The 15,637-nt window shown below is 68.6% G+C and carries 14 protein-coding genes; 6 read left to right on the top strand and 8 right to left on the bottom strand.

Annotated elements, in window-relative coordinates; all coding sequences use genetic code 11:
• The 4 genes from phnD (VGE03_RS15420) to VGE03_RS15405 form a co-directional block, all read right to left on the bottom strand.
• On the bottom strand, positions 1 to 883 hold an 883-nt coding region (phnD, locus tag VGE03_RS15420; protein ID WP_331047360.1), incomplete at its 3' end, for a phosphate/phosphite/phosphonate ABC transporter substrate-binding protein.
• 56 nt (positions 884 to 939) lie between these two features.
• The gene (gene phnD / locus VGE03_RS15415; protein WP_331047359.1) at positions 940 to 1,959 is read right to left on the bottom strand and encodes a phosphate/phosphite/phosphonate ABC transporter substrate-binding protein; all 1,020 of its coding nucleotides are present in this window, start codon (positions 1,957 to 1,959) and stop codon (positions 940 to 942) included.
• Positions 1,956 to 2,750 carry a phosphonate ABC transporter ATP-binding protein gene (gene phnC / locus VGE03_RS15410; protein ID WP_331047358.1) on the bottom strand — a complete coding sequence of 265 codons (795 nt, stop codon included), beginning with the start codon at positions 2,748 to 2,750 and terminating at the stop codon, positions 1,956 to 1,958. The genes phnD (VGE03_RS15415) and phnC overlap by 4 nt, the downstream gene beginning before the upstream one ends.
• Positions 2,751 to 2,879: 129 nt before the next feature.
• Positions 2,880 to 5,663: a pitrilysin family protein gene (locus VGE03_RS15405; protein ID WP_331047357.1), complete on the bottom strand. Its 2,784-nt coding sequence runs from the start codon at positions 5,661 to 5,663 to the stop codon at positions 2,880 to 2,882.
• Between the two features lie 256 nt (positions 5,664 to 5,919).
• Between VGE03_RS15405 and VGE03_RS15400 the strand changes: the two genes are divergently transcribed.
• From VGE03_RS15400 to VGE03_RS15375, 6 genes are all read left to right on the top strand, one after another.
• A complete protein-coding gene (locus VGE03_RS15400; protein ID WP_331047356.1) occupies positions 5,920 to 7,185 on the top strand; it encodes a type III PLP-dependent enzyme in 1,266 nt (421 codons plus the stop codon).
• A 121-nt stretch (positions 7,186 to 7,306) separates the two neighbouring features.
• Positions 7,307 to 8,359 carry a 1,9-bis(guanidino)-5-aza-nonane synthase gene (locus VGE03_RS15395; protein WP_331047355.1) on the top strand — a complete coding sequence of 351 codons (1,053 nt, stop codon included), beginning with the start codon at positions 7,307 to 7,309 and terminating at the stop codon, positions 8,357 to 8,359.
• A 114-nt stretch (positions 8,360 to 8,473) separates the two neighbouring features.
• Entirely contained in the window at positions 8,474 to 8,851 is a 378-nt protein-coding gene (locus VGE03_RS15390) for a lysozyme inhibitor LprI family protein (RefSeq protein WP_331047354.1), read from the top strand.
• A gap of 49 nt (positions 8,852 to 8,900) precedes the next feature.
• Positions 8,901 to 9,146 (top strand): ribonuclease, encoded by a 246-nt coding sequence (locus tag VGE03_RS15385; RefSeq protein WP_331047353.1) that lies wholly within the window; start codon positions 8,901 to 8,903, stop codon positions 9,144 to 9,146.
• Positions 9,147 to 9,250: 104 nt separating this feature from the next.
• Positions 9,251 to 9,739: a hypothetical protein gene (locus VGE03_RS15380; protein WP_331047352.1), complete on the top strand. Its 489-nt coding sequence runs from the start codon at positions 9,251 to 9,253 to the stop codon at positions 9,737 to 9,739.
• Positions 9,724 to 10,524, top strand: a complete 801-nt coding sequence (locus tag VGE03_RS15375) for a PA-phosphatase (RefSeq protein ID WP_331047351.1) — start codon at positions 9,724 to 9,726, stop codon at positions 10,522 to 10,524. The genes VGE03_RS15380 and VGE03_RS15375 overlap by 16 nt, the downstream gene beginning before the upstream one ends.
• Here the strand turns inward: VGE03_RS15375 and aguB are convergent.
• From aguB to VGE03_RS15355, 4 genes are all read right to left on the bottom strand, one after another.
• Positions 10,521 to 11,393 (bottom strand): N-carbamoylputrescine amidase, encoded by an 873-nt coding sequence (gene aguB, locus VGE03_RS15370; RefSeq protein WP_331047350.1) that lies wholly within the window; start codon positions 11,391 to 11,393, stop codon positions 10,521 to 10,523. The two genes, VGE03_RS15375 and aguB, sit on opposite strands and share 4 nt — an antisense overlap.
• Positions 11,393 to 12,394, bottom strand: coding sequence for an agmatine deiminase family protein (locus VGE03_RS15365; protein WP_331047349.1), 1,002 nt, complete (start codon positions 12,392 to 12,394; stop codon positions 11,393 to 11,395). Before VGE03_RS15365 ends, aguB begins: the two co-directional genes overlap by 1 nt.
• A gap of 238 nt (positions 12,395 to 12,632) precedes the next feature.
• Positions 12,633 to 15,131 carry a TonB-dependent receptor gene (locus VGE03_RS15360; protein ID WP_331047348.1) on the bottom strand — a complete coding sequence of 833 codons (2,499 nt, stop codon included), beginning with the start codon at positions 15,129 to 15,131 and terminating at the stop codon, positions 12,633 to 12,635.
• Positions 15,132 to 15,518: 387 nt separating this feature from the next.
• On the bottom strand, positions 15,519 to 15,637 hold a 119-nt coding region (locus VGE03_RS15355; RefSeq protein WP_331046436.1), incomplete at its 5' end, for a hypothetical protein.

The following is a 15,637-nucleotide window of genomic DNA, read 5'->3' as shown; positions in this document are numbered from 1 at the left end:
TCTCGCGGACCGGGTCCAGGTAGCTGTCGTCGGCGGCGCGGAACATCGAATAGTTCAGCCCGGCCAGCACCTGGCGCTGGCGGTCGGCCTCGACCCCCTCGCCCTGGCCGTAGGTCAGGAAGAAGCTGCGGATCTTCTCCTTCAGGGCCGGATCGAGATCCTCGCGGACGACGATGCCCGACTCGGGGATCGGCGGCGACTGCCAGATCTCCTGGATCTGCGCCGCCACCTGCGGATTCTGGCGGGTCAGGAACACGGTGTTGACGGTGTTCGAGGTGGCGACGTCGACGACGCCGGTGGCGACGGCGAAGGCGTTGGCTTGGTGGTTGGCGGAGCGCACGGTCTTGAAGCACTGGGCCGGGACCACGCCGCGCTCGTTGAACAGGAAGGTCATCGGGGCCAGGGTGCCCGAGGTCGACTGGGCGTCGCCGATGCCGAAGTCGTAGCGCTTGCCGCAACGGACGATGTCGTCGACCGTGATGCCCGATCCGCGCTTCACGATCAGGGACGAGGTGTAGGAGTCCTTGCCCTCCAGATCGACGGTGCGAGCGATCACCTCGGCGCCGGCGCGGTCGATGGCCTGCACGGCGGGCAGGGCCGAGAACCAGCCGATCTGGGCCTGATCGGCGCTCATCGCCTCGACCAGCACGCTGTAGTTCGAGCCGAAGATCGGTTCGACCGGGATGCCGACGGCGCGCTCCAGATCGTCCAGCAGCGGCTGCCACAGCGGGCCCGACGAGGCCTGGCCTTCCGCCGACAGGATGGTGAAGACCAGCTTCTGCGGACGCTCCTGCGCCTGGGCGGCGGAAGGAACCGAGGTCAGGCCGAGGACGACCACGGCGAGCGCCAGAACGGCGGCGAAGACAGTACGAAGGCGGCTCATGCCCATGGCTTTCCGGAACGCGCCCGAACGGGCGGCGGGGGTGGTCTGAAGGGGGTTCACGGCTGAACCTCGCGTCGATTGGCCCGAAGGCCCTGCAGTTCCTGCTCGGCCGCGGCGACGCCGGCGGCGTCCCGTTCAGCGCGGGCGGTGGTCAGTCTCTGTTCGGCCATCATGAGACGGACCGGATCCAGATAGTCGTCGTCGGCGGCGTTGAACCGCGAATAGCGCAGGTTGGCCAGAACGCGGCGCTGGCGCTCGGCCTCCACGCCCGTGCCCTGGCCGTAGGTCAGGAAGAAGCTGCGGATCTTCTCCTTGATCGCCGGATCGAGGTCCTCGCGCACGATGATGCCGCCCTCGGGAATGGGGGGCGACTGCCAGATCACCTCGATCTGCTCGGCGAGAGTCGGGTTCTGGGCGCGCAGGGCGGCGGCGCTGACGGTGTTGGAGGTGGCCACGTCCAGCACGCCCGAGGCGACCTCATAGGCGTTGCGCTCGTGATTGTTCGACCGGACGGTCGAGAAGCAGCGCTCGGGATCGATGCCGCGCGGATTGAACAGCCAGGTCAGCGGGGCCAGGGTGCCGGACGTCGACTGGGCGTCGCCCAGGCCGAAGCTGTAGCGACGACCGCAGGCCATGACGCTGTCCAGGGTGATGCCCGAGCCCGCCTTGACGATCAGGGTGGCGCGATAGCTGTCCAGGCCCTCGGGGCTGACGGTGCGGGCGATCAGTTCGCCGTCGGCGTCGCGGATGGCGTCGATGGCGGGCTGGGCCGAGAACCAGCCGGCCTGGACCTGCCCCCGCTCCATGTCCTTGACCAGCTCGGCGTAGGTCGAGGCGAAATGCGGTTTCACCGGCGCGCCGATGGCCTTGGACAGGTCGTCCAGCAGCGGCTGCCACAGGGGGCCGGCCGAGGCCTGGCCCTGGGCGGAAAGGATGGAGAAGCTGATTTCCTCGGCGGGCCTGTCGGAGCCGGCGTTGCGCTTCTCGCAGCCGGACAGGACCAGGCCGGACAGGGCCAGGGCGGCGACGGCGAGGACGCCGGCGCCGATGCGGCGTGCCCGGCCGCCGTGGATCATGCCTTGGCTTCCCAGAAGGCGTCTTCGAATTCGGGGCCGTAGATCTCGATCAGGCGCGCGGTGTCCAGACCGGTCGACGGGCCGTCATAGACCACCTTGCCCTTCTGCAGGGCGATGACCCGGTCGCAGTAGCGGATGGCGTAGTCGACCTGGTGCAGGGTGACGATGACGCCGAGGCCGTCACGCTTGTTCAGCTCGACCAGCAGCTCCATCACCTTGCGGGCCGACACCGGGTCCAGCGAGGCGACGGGTTCGTCCGCCAGAATGGCCTGGGCGCCCTGCACGATGGCGCGGGCGATGGCGCCGCGCTGCTGCTGACCGCCCGACAGGGTGTTGGCGCGCTGGGCCGCATAGTCGGACACGCCGACACGGTGCAGGGCGGCCATGGCGGTGTCCTTATCCGCCGACGGCCAGACGCCGAAGAAGCCGCGCCAGCCCGGCAGACGACCGAGCGCGCCCAGCATGACGTTGGAGAAGAGCGACAGGCGGCCGACCAGATTGAACTGCTGGAAGATCATGCCCAGCTTCTGGCGCGCGGCGCGGACCTTGCCGGTCACGCGGCCGTCCTTCTGCACCACCTCGCCGAAGACGGCGATGGTGCCGCCGGGATCGATCGACTGCAGGCCGGTGATCGAGCGCAGGAGGGTCGACTTGCCCGAGCCCGACGGGCCGATCAGGGCGACCATCTCGCCGGCGCCGACCTCGACGGACACGCCGTTCAGGGCCTTGCGGGCGCCGAAGGTCTTGGACACGTCCTTCACGGACGCGACGGCTGCGGGGGCTGAGGTCATGAGCACGCGGGGATGCGGTTGCGAGGGCGCGCCGCATGACCCGGCAGGGCCCGCGAGGCAAGTCTTAATGGCACGCCTGCGTCGTTTTCGTCCAGCGGAACGGCGCCGGAACCACGCCCCGACCCACCCCTACTGCGCCGCCCGAACCTCGACCGGAAGGCCGAGAGCCTCCAGTTGCGGACGAACGGTCGCAGCGTCGCCGACAATCACCCAGACGAACGGGGCCTGACCCAGCAGGCGACGGGCCTCGGCGTCGAGGGCCGCCTGGTCCAGCGCCTGGTAACGCGGGGCCAGGGTGGTCCAGTAGTCGTCCGGACGGCCGTACAGGGCGTTGGAGCGCAGCGCGTTCAGCAAGGCGGCCGAGGTCTCGAACTGGCCCGGAAGCTGCCGGACGTTGGCGTTGATGATCCGCTCGCGCTCGGCGGGGGTCACGCCCCGGTCGGTCAGGAAGGCGTGATACTGGTCGATCAGCACCTGGACCGACTCGCCGGTGCGGTTCGCCTGCACCGGGGCGGAGATCAGGTAGGGCACCTGCTCCTCCAGCCCCGAGGCGCTGCCGCCCAGGCCGTAGGACCAGCCGCGGGTCTCGCGGATGTCCTGGTTGATGCGCGACAGGAAGCCCGAGCCGATCGCCTCGTTGGCGGCGTTGAACACCACGCGGTCCTGATGACCGGTCGTCGGCAGCACCATGGCCCCGAGGATGATCGACTGCGGCGACTGGGGCCGGTCGATCAGGACGATGCGCGGTTGGGCGGCCGGGACGGCGGCATCGAAATTCTTCTCGCCGTGCGGCGAGGCCGGCGGCACCCATTGGCCCAGATGAGCGTCGAGCATCGGCGCGATCTCGGACAGGGGCTTGTCGGACACGACGAAGATCTGGGCGGTGTCGGGCCGGATCCAGCGGGCGTGGAAGGCCTGCAGGTCCTCGCGACTGACCGCGCCGACGGTCTCGGGCGAGCCGAGGCCGGTCATCGGACGGCCGTACGGATGGTCAGGGCCGAAGGCCAGGGCCGGCCAGGCGCGCGCCGCCATGCCGTTGGGCGAGCTGCGCTCCTGGGCGATGGCCGCCAGTTGCTGGGCCCGGCGACGCTCGATGTCCGCCGGGCGGAAGGCCGGACGGCGGATGACGTCGGCCATCAGGGCCAGCGACGGATCGAGGTTGGCGCTGGGCGAGGTCAGGCTGATGACCGTCCGGTCCATGGAGGCGTTGGCGCTGATGCCGGCGCCCAGTTCTTCCTCGCGCTCGGCGATCTGGGCCGCGTCGCGGTCGCCGGCGGCTTCCTTGAGCAGGCCGAGCATCAGGCTCTGGGTGCCCAGTTCATCGGCCGGGTCGGCGGCCAGACCGGCGTCGAATTCCACCGCGATGCGGGTGATCGGCACCGTCGTCGACCGGGCGTAGACGACCTCGATGCCGTTCGACAGGCGCAGACGCTCGGTCGAGGGGAAGGCCAGCGGCCGCATCTCGCCGACGGGCGGCATCGGCGCGCGCGGGGTGATCGGCAGGGGTTGGGCCGGCGCGGGCGGCGGACGGGTGTCGGCGGCCTCGACATAGGCCTCGCGCTCGCCGGGCTCGACCCGGATGGCCAGCACCGGACGGGTCAGCCAGCGCTGCATGGCCGCCTTGACCGAGGCGGGCGTCACCGCCCCGTACGCGGCCAGCTGGCGGCGGTAGAAGCCCGGATCGTCGGCGTAGAGCTCGCCCTCGGCGAGGGTCACGGCCTTGCCGGTGAAGCCGCCGGTCGGCTCCAGCGCCTGCAGCACCCCGGCGATGCGGCGCGTCACCGCGCGCTCGACCTCGGCCTCCGTCGGGCCGTTGGCGATATATTCGGCCAGAAGAGCGTCCAGACGGGCGGAGACGGCGTCGGCGTCGCCGCCCGGCTTCACGTTCACGTCGAGGTCGAACATGCCCAGCCGCTGGAAGGGCTGATAGCCGGCGCTGACCGAGGTGGCGGTCTCGTCACCGCGCACCAGGGCGTTGTCCAGCCGCGAACTGGCCAGACCGCCGAAGATGCTGGCGGCGACGTCCAGCGAGGCGGCCTCCTCCGACACCAGACCCGGGACCACCCAGGTCCGGCCCAGCTGGGTGTTCGGCACCCGGTCGTGCAGCACCTTGTCCACGCGGGCGGACAGGGTCGGGATGTCCGCCTGCGCCGGCTCGTTCTGCGCGCCGCGCGGGATGTGGCCGAAGTAGCGGTTCACGAGCGTCCGGGCGGTGGCGACGTCGATGTCGCCCGCCAGCACCAGCACGGCGTTGTTGGGCCCGTAGTTGTCACGGTGCCACTGGCGCAGGTCCTCGAGACTGGCGGCGTCCAGATCGGCCATCGAGCCGATGGTCGAGTGGCGATAGGGGTGGCCCTCGGGGAAGAGGGTCTCCAGCACAGTGTAATAGACGAGGCCGTAGGGCTGGTTGTCGCCCTGGCGTTTCTCGTTCTGGACCACTCCGCGCTGGTTATCGAGCCGCTCCTGGCTGAGCGCGCCCAGCAGGTGGCCCATCCGGTCGCTCTCCATATAGAGCGCCTGTTCGACCGCCGAGGTCGGCACGGTCTGGAAGAAGTTGGTCCGGTCGAACCAGGTGGTGCCGTTCCAGTCGGTGGCCCCCATGGCCCGCAGGGGCTCCATCAGGCCGCCGGGCACGTTCTCGGTCGGATTGAACAGGCCGATGTGCTCGAACAGGTGGGCGAAGCCGGTCTGGCCCTGCGGCTCGTCCTTGGAGCCGACATTGTACCAGGCGTGGATGGCGACGACGGGCGCCTTGCGGTCCGTGTGCACGACGACGCGCAGGCCGTTGTCGAGGGTGAACTCCTCGAACGGGATGTCGACGCTGCGGGCCAGTTCCGAGGCCGGAACCTGGGCCGAGGCCTGCCAGGGCGTGACGGCGAGGAAGACGGCGGCGAGAAGGGCGGCGCGGCGCATGGTTCAGTACCCCGAAATGAAGGCCCGAACCGTATCAGCGCTCGGCGGAGCGACAAGTTACGCCTGTGTCATGAGAGCGCCCGCAACGCTCGGTCCGCACGCGGACAAATTCCGCGCAAACTCAACGCCCGCCTAGAAAAAACCGCTTTACATGACAGGCTTATGACCGCATATCGCGCCTTCCGGCGGACCCCGTAGGTCTGATGCTGCGCCGCTAACGCCGGTCTGGGTTAACAATTACAGGGGTTTACGTGAATTGCGCACGTACCAACTTCCCCTGGACCTGGTCCGCGAGCGGTCCCCTGAACGTCCCGTCGCCCTCGTGCGGCCGCGTTCGGTTTCCGTAGCGGCGCGCTGGTTCCAGGATAATCTGAAAGCCGACGTCTTCTATGCGGTGAAGGCGAACCCGTCGCGTTGGGTCATCGAGACCCTGATCGACGCGGGCGTCACCGCCTTCGACGTGGCCTCCATCGGCGAGATCGAGCTGGTTCGCTCGGTCAGCACCGACGTGCGTCTGGCCTTCATGCACCCGGTCAAGAGCCGCGGCGCGATCACCAAGGCCTATTTCGACCACGGCGTCCGCACCTTCTCGCTCGACAGCCACGACGAGCTGGCCAAGATCCTCGACGCCACCGGCCAGGCCTCCGACCTGAACCTGGTCGTGCGCATGGGCGTGTCGGCCGACGGCGCCGCCTATTCGCTGTCGGGCAAGTTCGGCGTGTCGCCGGATCAGGCCCCGGCCCTGCTGATGGCCACCCGCCAGGCGGTCAAGGACGGCCTGATGGGCGTCAGCTTCCACGTCGGTTCGCAGTGCATGCGCCCGTCCGCCTACGAGGCCGCCATGGCCCAGGTCGGCCGCGCCATCAGCCGCGCCGGCGTGATCGTCGACATCGTCGATGTCGGCGGCGGCTTCCCCTCGGTCTACCCGGGCATGGTCCCGCCGGACATGCAGGAATACGCCGACGCCATCCATCGCGGCTTCGCCGAGATGCCGGTCACCCACACCACCGAACTGTGGTGCGAGCCGGGCCGCGCGCTGGTCGCCGAGTCCTCGTCGGTCCTGTGCCGCGTCGACCTGCGCAAGGGCGACGCCCTGTACCTGAACGACGGCTCGTACGGCTCGCTGTTCGACGCGACCCACTCGCGTTGGCCCTTCCCGACCAAGCTGGTCCGGGACGGCGATAGCGCGAACGACCTCAAGCCGTTCCGCTTCTACGGCCCGACCTGCGACTCGATCGACCACATGCCGGGCCCGTTCTGGCTGCCGTCGGACGTGCAGGAAGGCGACTTCATCGAGATCGGCATGCTCGGCGCCTACGGCGTCGCCATGACGACCGGCTTCAACGGCTATGGCGAGCATGACATCGCCGTGGTCGAGGACGCCCCGATGGCCTCGCTGTACGGCCTGGCGCCGCGCTCCATCCCGACCGTGCGCACCACGGCGGAAGAGCAGGCCCGCAAGGTCGTTCGCCTGTCGCGTCCCAAGGGCAAGGCGGGCCAGCGCAAGAAGTCGCGCCGGTAACAGTCACGCTGACGCGAAAGCGTCGCTCACGCGTTCCATACAACAGCGGCCCGTCGCTCCGTCCGGGCCGCTGTTCTTTATCCAAACGACGGGCGCTCAAAACCAAAGGGAAACCCTTGCAATGAACGCTCCCGTTCAATCGAACCAGAAGGCCGAGCTGCTGCAGAACACGGTCGAGCACGTCGACATGACCTCGTTCGACGCCCGTCCGATCATCGACAGCATGCGCAAGATGTCGTTCTCGTCGCGCGACACCGCCCGCGCCGCCGACATCTTCAACATGGCGCTGGAAGACAAGGACTGCTCGCCGTGGCTGATCCTCGCCGGCTCGACCTCGGCCGGCGGCTGCATGCACGTGTACCGCGACATGGTGAAGTTCGGCATGACCGACGCCATCGTCGCCACCGGCGCCTCGATCGTCGACATGGACTTCTTCGAAGCCCTCGGCTTCAAGCACTATCAGGCCGCCGGCCCGGTGGACGACAACGTCCTGCGCGACAACTACATCGACCGGATCTACGACACCTACATCGACGAGGAAGAGCTCCAAGCCTGCGATCACACGATCCTGGAGATCTGCAACCGTCTGGAGCCGCGCGGCTACTCGTCGCGTGAGTTCATCTGGGAAATGGGCAAGTGGCTGTCGGAAGGCAACGCCAAGAAGCCCGGCTCGCTGATCCAGACCGCCTATGAAGAAGGCGTGCCGATCTTCTGCCCGGCCTTCGTCGACTCCTCGGCCGGCTTCGGTCTGGTCAAGCACCAGAAGGAGCGCATCGCCGAGGGCAAGCCCTACCTGATGATCGACGCCGTGGCGGACTTCCGCGAACTGACCGACATCAAGATCGCGGCGGGCACCACCGGCCTGTTCATGGTCGGCGGCGGCGTTCCCAAGAACTTCGCCCAGGACACCGTCGTCTGCGCCGAAATCCTCGGCGTGGAAGCCGACATGCACAAGTACGCGGTCCAGATCACGGTCGCCGACGTCCGCGACGGCGCCTGCTCGTCGTCGACGCTCAAGGAAGCCGCCTCGTGGGGCAAGGTCTCGACCACCTTCGAACAGATGGTCTTCGCCGAAGCCACGACCGTGGTGCCGCTGATCGGCTCGGACGCCTATCACCGCGGCGCCTGGAAGAGCCGCACCAAGCCGCGTTGGGCCAAGCTGTTCGGCAAGTAAGCCCGGGCTCACGTCCAGGACATGAAGGGGAGGCTCCGCAAGGGCCTCCCCTTTTTCTTGCCCGTTGCGGCCGACCGGCGGACCTCGCATTCTCCCGTGACCCGCGGAGACACCATGACCCAAGCCCTGAAGTCCGCCCTGTTGATGCTGATCCTCGGACTGACGCCCTCCGTCGTCATGGCTCAGTCGCAGAGGGACATGAATGAGGCGGCGTTGGCTGACGCGCGCCGCGCTGATCAGGCCCTGAACGCCCAGTACGCCGCGACCCGGGCGCGGCTGTCTCCGGGCTCCCGCACCCTTTTGCGCGACGCCCAGCGCAGCTGGATCACCTTCCGCGACAGCCACTGCCGTTACGAAGCGTCGTCCGTGGAAGGCGGCAGCGTCTATCCGATGATCCACGCCATGTGCATCACCCGCCTGACAGACGACCGTACCCTTGAGCTGCGCCGCCTCGGCGAATGCGTGGAGGGCGACCTGTCCTGCCCGAGCTGACGGAACTCCGCGCCCCTTGGTCCGCTTTGCCTGACGAAGGAGCTTGGCCATGACGCAGCAACAGCACCAACAGACCCAGGACGCGCAGGAAGCCGATGACCTGGGCGAAAAGCCCGATCTGGGCCGGACGCCCGACGCCCTGATCGAGGCGCTGAGCGGGTCCGACATGGGCTCGGACACGCGCGCGGGTTCCCTGCAGGGCGGCGCGGCGACGGGGTCCGAGAAGGATCCCGATCAGGATGTCATCAACGCCGCCCTCGCCCGCGAAGGCGAAGCGGGGCGAACCAAAGGCTGACATCCTCGCCACCTTCCGTCGCCGAACGGACCCGATGCCGCCTTGCCGCCGCCGCACGCATGGGCCACGGTAGAGCCAACAAAATCTGTCTCAAGGACAACGGGATGAAGCGCATGCTTTGGGCCGCCGCGTTTTCGGCGGCCATCGTCATGACCGGTTGCAACAGGGGTGAGGAAAAGGCCGGCGCGCCCGTCGACGCCACCCCGGCCGAAGGCGTGTCCGAGGCCGATGCGGCCGCAGGCCCCTCGCAGACGCCGACGACCGCCGAGACCGGCGCCCCGGCCGCCGCGGGCGCGCCCGAGTACGCCGTGATCTATCCGGGCGGCGAGCCCAAGGGCGCCGTGACCCCGGGCATGAGCCCGGCGGGCCCCGGCGGCATCCTGGAGTTCACCACGGACGCCACGCCCGACGAGGTGGTCGCCTTCTATCGCCAGCGGGCGGAAGCCTCGGGTCTCAAGCCGATCAACAGCCTGAGCCGGGACGACGCCCGCGGTTATTCGGCCGGCGACGGCGGCGCCAAGCTGCTGAACGTCGTGGCCACGCCCGTCGAAGGCGGACCGACCGACGTGCTGCTGTCGTGGACCGGCGGCTGATCCGTCACAGCGCCCTCGCGGCGCTGGTCCTGATCGCCGGCGCCTGCAGCACGCTGAGCCGCGTGGCGCCCGCTCCCCTGCCCCCGGAAGGCTATCTGGACGCCGAGGCCGTCGGAGGACTGGCCGGCGCCTTCTCGCCGTCGCCCCAGACCCTGTCCTGGACGGCGGAGCCGCCGGGCCTCGCCCCCGGCACGGACCGCTGGTGGCTGGCCACGGCCCAGGCTGAGTTGCGCGCCCCCTTCGCCGCCCAGCATTTCGACTGCGCCCTGGGCACGCGCCTGAACGAACGCGAGCGCCCGGCGCTGACCCGACTGATGAACCGGCTGCTGGTGGATGCGGACGCCCTGACCCGAGGCCTGTCGGCCGCCTCGCCCCGGGCGCGCCCGATCGCCGCGGACCGGGCGCTGGAGCCCTGCCAGCGGGTCACCGACGCGATGCGCGACAGCCCGTCCTGGCCCGCGAACGGAGCCGTCGTCGGCGCGGCCTATGGCGAGATGTTCGCCGCCCTGGCCCCGGATCGCGGAACGGCCCTGCGGGATGTCGGGCGCCAGATCGGCCAGAGCCGCGAGGTCTGCCGGATGAACTGGCGCGGCGACGTCGCGGACGGCGAACGCATCGGTCAGGCCCTGTACGCCCGGATCGCCGCCACCCCGGACTTCGCCGCCGATCTGGAGGCCGCGCGCGGGGAGGTCGAGGCCGCCCTCGCGGAAGGCCTGACCAACCCGTCCTGCACCGCCGAGCGCTGGGCGACCCGGCAAACCCCGGACCGGCGCGCCCGGGACTAGGCCGGGCGGCCCGTCGCCAGCGCGCCGTACAGGTCGGTGCGGCGATCGCGGAAGAAGCCCCAGGCCGCGCGGTGGCGGTCGAGGAAGTCCAGGTCGAAGGTGTGGACCAGCACGCCCTCCTCGGTCGCGCCGAAGCTCTCGACCAGATCGCCGCGGTGGTTGGCGATGAAGGAGTGGCCGTAGAAGGTCTGGCCGGCGTCCGTCACCTGCTCATGGCCGATGCGGTTGGCGCCGATGACCGGCACGACGTTGGACACGGCGTGGCCCTGCATGGCCCGCTGCCAGGGGGCGGCGGTGTCGAGGGTGTCGTCATGCGGCTCGGTGCCGATGGCGGTGGGATACATCAGGATTTCGGCGCCCTGCAGCATCATCGCGCGGGCGGTCTCGGGGTACCACTGGTCCCAGCAGATGCCGACGCCGATGCGGCCGAACTTGGTGTCCCAGACCTTGAAGCCGGTGTCGCCGGGCCGGAAGTAATACTTCTCCTGATAGCCGGGGCCGTCGGGGATGTGGCTCTTGCGATAGACGCCCATCAGCGTCCCGTCGGCGTCGATCATCACCAGCGAGTTGAAGTAGTGCGGCCCCTCGCGCTCGAAGATCGAGACGGGGATGACCACGCCCAGTTCCTTCGCCAGCGGCTGAAGCTGGACGACCGCCGGATGCTCACGCCACGGATATGCGGTCCCGAACCATTTCTCCTCCTGCGAGACGCAGAAATACGGACCCTGGAACAGTTCCGACGGCAGGATCACCTGCGCGCCGCGCCCGGCGGCTTCGCGAATGAGCGCAACGGTTTTGTCGATGTTCGTTTGGATGTCTTCAGATCCGTACGAGGTCTGAAGCGCAGCGACAGTGACGGTGCGGGCCATTAGGCGGGCTCCTGCTGGCTGATGCAGTGGAACGAACCGCCACCGGTCAGGATGGCGATCGAGGGCAGCGGGATGATCTCCCGGTCGGGATAGACCGTCTTGAGGCCCTCGCAGACCAGACGGGCGGCGGTCTCGTCACCATAGGTCGGGACGATCACCGCGCCGTTGGCGATGAGGAAATTCATGTGGCTGGCCGGGATCGGCTTCTCGTCCTCATCGCCGACGAAGCCGGGCGACGGCAGGGGCAGGATGCGGATCTTGCGGCCCTCGGCGTCGGTCATCTCCGACAGGGCGCGGGCGACCTCGGCGTAGACGTCGTCATTGGGATCGCCGCGGCCCCAGGCGACCGGGCAGGCCACCACGCCCGGCGCGACGAAGCGGGCCAGGTTGTCGACGTGGCCGTCGGTGTGGTCGTTCAGCAGGCCGTCGCCCAGCCACAGCACCTTGCGGGCGCCCAGCGCCTCGGCCAGCGCGGCCCCGGCGGTGTCGTCGGTCCAGCCGGTGTTGCGGTTCGGGTTCAGCAGGCACTGGCGGGTGGTGAGGATGGTCCCCTCCCCGTCGTGATCCAGAGCGCCGCCCTCGAGGATGAAGTCGTTGCGGTCCAGCGGCACGCCCGAGGCCTCGCCGATCTGGGTCGCGACGGTGTCGTCGTATTCGAGGTCGTACTTGCCGCCCCAGCCGTTGAAGCGGAAGGCGGCGGCGCGGGTCGAACCGGCGCCGAAGATCGGGCCGGTGTCGCGCAGCCAGATGTCGCCGAAGCGGCCGTCGATGACCTCGACCCCGTCCACGTCGGCGAAGCGGGCGCGGGCGTCATCCAGCGCCTCGGGCTTGCCGACCATCAGTTTCACCTGCTCGCGGCCCGGACCGGCCAGGGCGCGGACCAGGGCCTCGACCTCGGCCTGCGCCGGTTCGAGGTTGTCCTCCCACAGCTCGCCGTGGCTGGGCCAGCCGACCCACATCGCGCGGTGCGGCGACCATTCGGCGGGAACGGGCGTGGTCATGGTCGAGAACAATCCTTGTCAGCGGCGAAAGCGGGCCAGCCGCGCCAGATAGACACCCCGGCCCCCGACTTCAACGCGGGAAGCCGAAACAGGGACCCGGCCTTTACCCCGCGACGAGCGATAGCGCCCCCTCGCGCTCAAGCAGCGAGCGACCGCGTCGCGAGCGATAGCGCCCAAAAAAGAAGAGGGGCGGCCCGTCGCCGGACCGCCCCCCAACCCAGTCTGGACTGCGTGAGCCTTAGAAGGCGACGCGCAGGGTGGCCACGAAGGTGCGCGGAGCGCCGATCTGGCCGAACGGAATGCCGTAGCCCGGCTGACCCGGGGTCGCCGAGGTACGGGTGCCGAGGCCGCCGTAGTATTCCTCGTCGAACGCGTTGGTCAGGTTCAGCTGCAGGAAGGTGCCTTCGTAGCCGAAGGGCTCGAAGTCGACGCGGGCGTCGAAGTCGACGACGGTGAAGGCGTCAACCTTCATATCGTTGACGTCGGTCAGCCAGCGCTCGCCGGTGTACTTGGCCTGGGCGCCGACCTGGAACCACTCGGTGACTTCGTACTGGGCGCGAGCCGAGAACATTTCGTTCGGGGTCTCGACCAGTTCCTTGCCGGCGGTGGCGGCGATCTGGCCAGCCGAGTTCAGGACGTAGTCGTCCTGCAGTTCGCTGTCCATGAACGAGGCCGAGGCGTAGAGGCTCAGCTGTTCGATCGGCGACCAGCCGATCGAGGCTTCGACGCCCTTCAGCTCGACGGCGCCGACGTTACGGTCGACGAAGGTGCCGAGGTCTTCGTCATAGGTGTTGACGATGCGGTTGTCGTAGTTGGTGGCGAAGCCGGCCACGGTGGCGACGATCGTCGGCGACGAGAAGCGGTAGCCGATGTCGAAGGTCTGGGTCGATTCCGGCTGCACGGTCGGGTTGCCGACCGAGCCGTCGGCCAGACGGGCGATCGTGTACAGGCTGTCCGTACGCGGGGCCGACAGGTTTTCGGCGTAGCTGACGTAGACCGAGTGACCTTCACCGAAGCGGTAGGTGGCGCCCAGGTTCGGCAGGATGTCGTCGTACTTCAGTTCACGGGTGTACGGCGCGATGTACTGCGTCGTGCCGGTCGTGGCGAAGGTGACGTTGCCGTTGGCCAGGGTCGCGTTCGGCACTTCCGAGGTGCAGCGGACGTTCGACGAGGCGTTCTGCGAGTAGCAGAACTGGTTCAGCTCACGCTTGAAGAACGGCGCGCGGACACCCAGGGTGACGGTCAGGGCGTCGTCCAGGAACTGGCCGCGGTATTCCAGCGAGAACTGGTTCAGTTCGGCGTACGACAGACGGTCGCGCGAACGCAGGAAGTAGCCGTTACGGTTGATGATACGGTTGGCTTCGTCGTTGCGGCCACCGAACCAGTCGCGGAAGCGCGGGTTCGAGGGGTTCGAGAAGTTGATGTAGCCGTATTCACCGGTCTGGCGGTGACGACCCCAGTCATACGCATAGGCGGCGCGGATGCGGTTGTTGTCGTCCAGGTCCCAGATCAGCGAGCTGTTGACGCCGTAGCGGTGGGTGTTGGTGTTCGACGGCGTCATGACGCGGACGCGGTCGAGGATGTCGCCGTCGCCGTTCAGGTCAACGCCGCCGGCGCCGGTGGTGCCGCGCAGCAGCGAGTCCTGTTCGAACAGGACGGCTTGCTGGGTGCCGCCGTTGGCCAGGGTGTACTGGAACGACGGGTCGATCGTCAGGACCAGGCCTTCAGCCAGGGTGAAGCGCGAGTTACCGCGGATGTTGCCGGTGTTCGACGGGTTGACGCGCAGGCCGTAGAAGTTGGTGCCGTTGGCGTCGTTGTCGGCAACGCCGGCGCGGACGGTCGGGGCGATGTAGGTGCGGTCGAAGTCGTACTCCCAGCCGTACGGGCTGGTTTCAACGTCCGGCAGGACGGTGCCGGTGGCGTTGCCCAGGTTCGGGCCGGTGTAGTTATAGTTGCGGTTCTCGTTGTAGTGACCCGACAGGGCGACGAAGTCGCCGTTGTCGCCCAGCGGCTGGTAGATGCGGCCGTTGAACTGGGTCTTCTGCAGGTCGCCGAAGCCCTTGAACTTGTCGTAGGTCTGACGCGAGACGGCGAACCAGGCGGTGGTGCCGAACGGGGTGATCTCACCCGTGTCGATCAGGAACATGAAGCGCTGGTAGTCGAAGTCGCCGAACGAGGCCTGGCCCCAGCCGCCGAATTCCGACGCCGGGCGACGGGTCACGTAGTTCACGGTGCCGCCGGTGGCCGAAGCGGTCGGGCTGTCGACGTCGGTGGTGCCGGTGTTGACCGAGGCGCGCTCGATCAGTTCCGGGTCCAGCTGCTGGTTGGTGTAGGTGGCGTAGTTGCCGGTGTCGTTCAGCGGGATGCCGTCGAAGGTCAGCGACACGCGGTTGCCGTCGAAGCCGCGCAGACGGATGTTGCCGCCCGACGAACCGTACGGGTCAGCGTTGGTGAAGCTGAGGCCCGGGGTCAGGTTCAGGGTCTGCAGGATGGTTTGACCCGGGGTCTGGGTCGAGATGAACTCCTGGGTGACCGTGTTACGGGTCTTGGCGACGGTCTCGGCGACGGCCAGGCCGTCGATGTTGCGCGGACCGCGCGTGCCGGTGACGACCACTTCGCCCAGGTTGGTGGTTTCGGTGGCTTCCGTACCCGTCGACTGGGCCGAAGCAGCGCCCGCCATGAGCAGGCCGCTGAAGAGGGCGGTGGTCGCCCAGAACGCGCGTTTGCGGTTCGTCATAGTCATCTATCCCCGATGAGTTGGGCGAAAGCGCCCACCGGCCGGCGAGGGCCGGTCGAAATCACGCCCCCCTTAGGCGCGACGTCATAAAGTGGGACGACACTGATGTGACAGTGATATGACAGCGGCCGGGGGTGGCCCCCGGGACACACCCTGTTGCGCCGCACAAATTGTGGATGATTTTCAAGCCCCGGCTGGATCGGCCGGGCGGGCGGTCCGGAATTCTCCCGACGAGGGAATATGCGGCCTCACGGACGAAACGTCACACAGCGTCATGCAAAGCAAAACCGCCGGCCTCCTTTCGGAGACCGGCGGCTCTGTCTTCTTGTCTGACCTACCGGCCTTCGGCCTGCTTGAGGTCGAAGGCCGTCTCGGCGACTTCCGGGTTTAGCGGAAGTTGATGCCGATGGTGGCGCGACGGTTCAGCGGCTCACGCACGCCGTCGGCGGTCGGGCGGGCCAGCTCGGTTTCACCCTTGCCGTCCAGCGAGATCACGCCGCCGTTGA

The sequence above is a fragment of the Brevundimonas sp. genome, assembly GCF_036400995.1.
Taxonomy (GTDB): domain Bacteria; phylum Pseudomonadota; class Alphaproteobacteria; order Caulobacterales; family Caulobacteraceae; genus Brevundimonas.
Note: the sequence above shows the minus strand (reverse complement) of the source record. Positions and strands in the feature narration are given on the sequence as shown.

Bases quoted from the DNA above. Each gene is read 5' to 3' on its own strand.
- VGE03_RS15405 (WP_331047357.1), bottom strand. From the start codon at position 5,663: ATGCGCCGCGCCGCCCTTCTCGCCGCCGTCTTCCTCGCCGTCACGCCC.
- VGE03_RS15390 (WP_331047354.1), top strand. From the start codon at position 8,474: ATGACCCAAGCCCTGAAGTCCGCCCTGTTGATGCTGATCCTCGGACTG.
- VGE03_RS15360 (WP_331047348.1), bottom strand. From the start codon at position 15,131: ATGACGAACCGCAAACGCGCGTTCTGGGCGACCACCGCCCTCTTCAGC.
- phnD (WP_331047359.1), bottom strand. From the start codon at position 1,959: ATGATCCACGGCGGCCGGGCACGCCGCATCGGCGCCGGCGTCCTCGCC.
- VGE03_RS15395 (WP_331047355.1), top strand. From the start codon at position 7,307: ATGAACGCTCCCGTTCAATCGAACCAGAAGGCCGAGCTGCTGCAGAAC.
- aguB (WP_331047350.1), bottom strand. From the start codon at position 11,393: ATGGCCCGCACCGTCACTGTCGCTGCGCTTCAGACCTCGTACGGATCT.
- VGE03_RS15380 (WP_331047352.1), top strand. From the start codon at position 9,251: ATGAAGCGCATGCTTTGGGCCGCCGCGTTTTCGGCGGCCATCGTCATG.
- VGE03_RS15365 (WP_331047349.1), bottom strand. From the start codon at position 12,394: ATGACCACGCCCGTTCCCGCCGAATGGTCGCCGCACCGCGCGATGTGG.
- phnC (WP_331047358.1), bottom strand. From the start codon at position 2,750: ATGACCTCAGCCCCCGCAGCCGTCGCGTCCGTGAAGGACGTGTCCAAG.
- VGE03_RS15385 (WP_331047353.1), top strand. From the start codon at position 8,901: ATGACGCAGCAACAGCACCAACAGACCCAGGACGCGCAGGAAGCCGAT.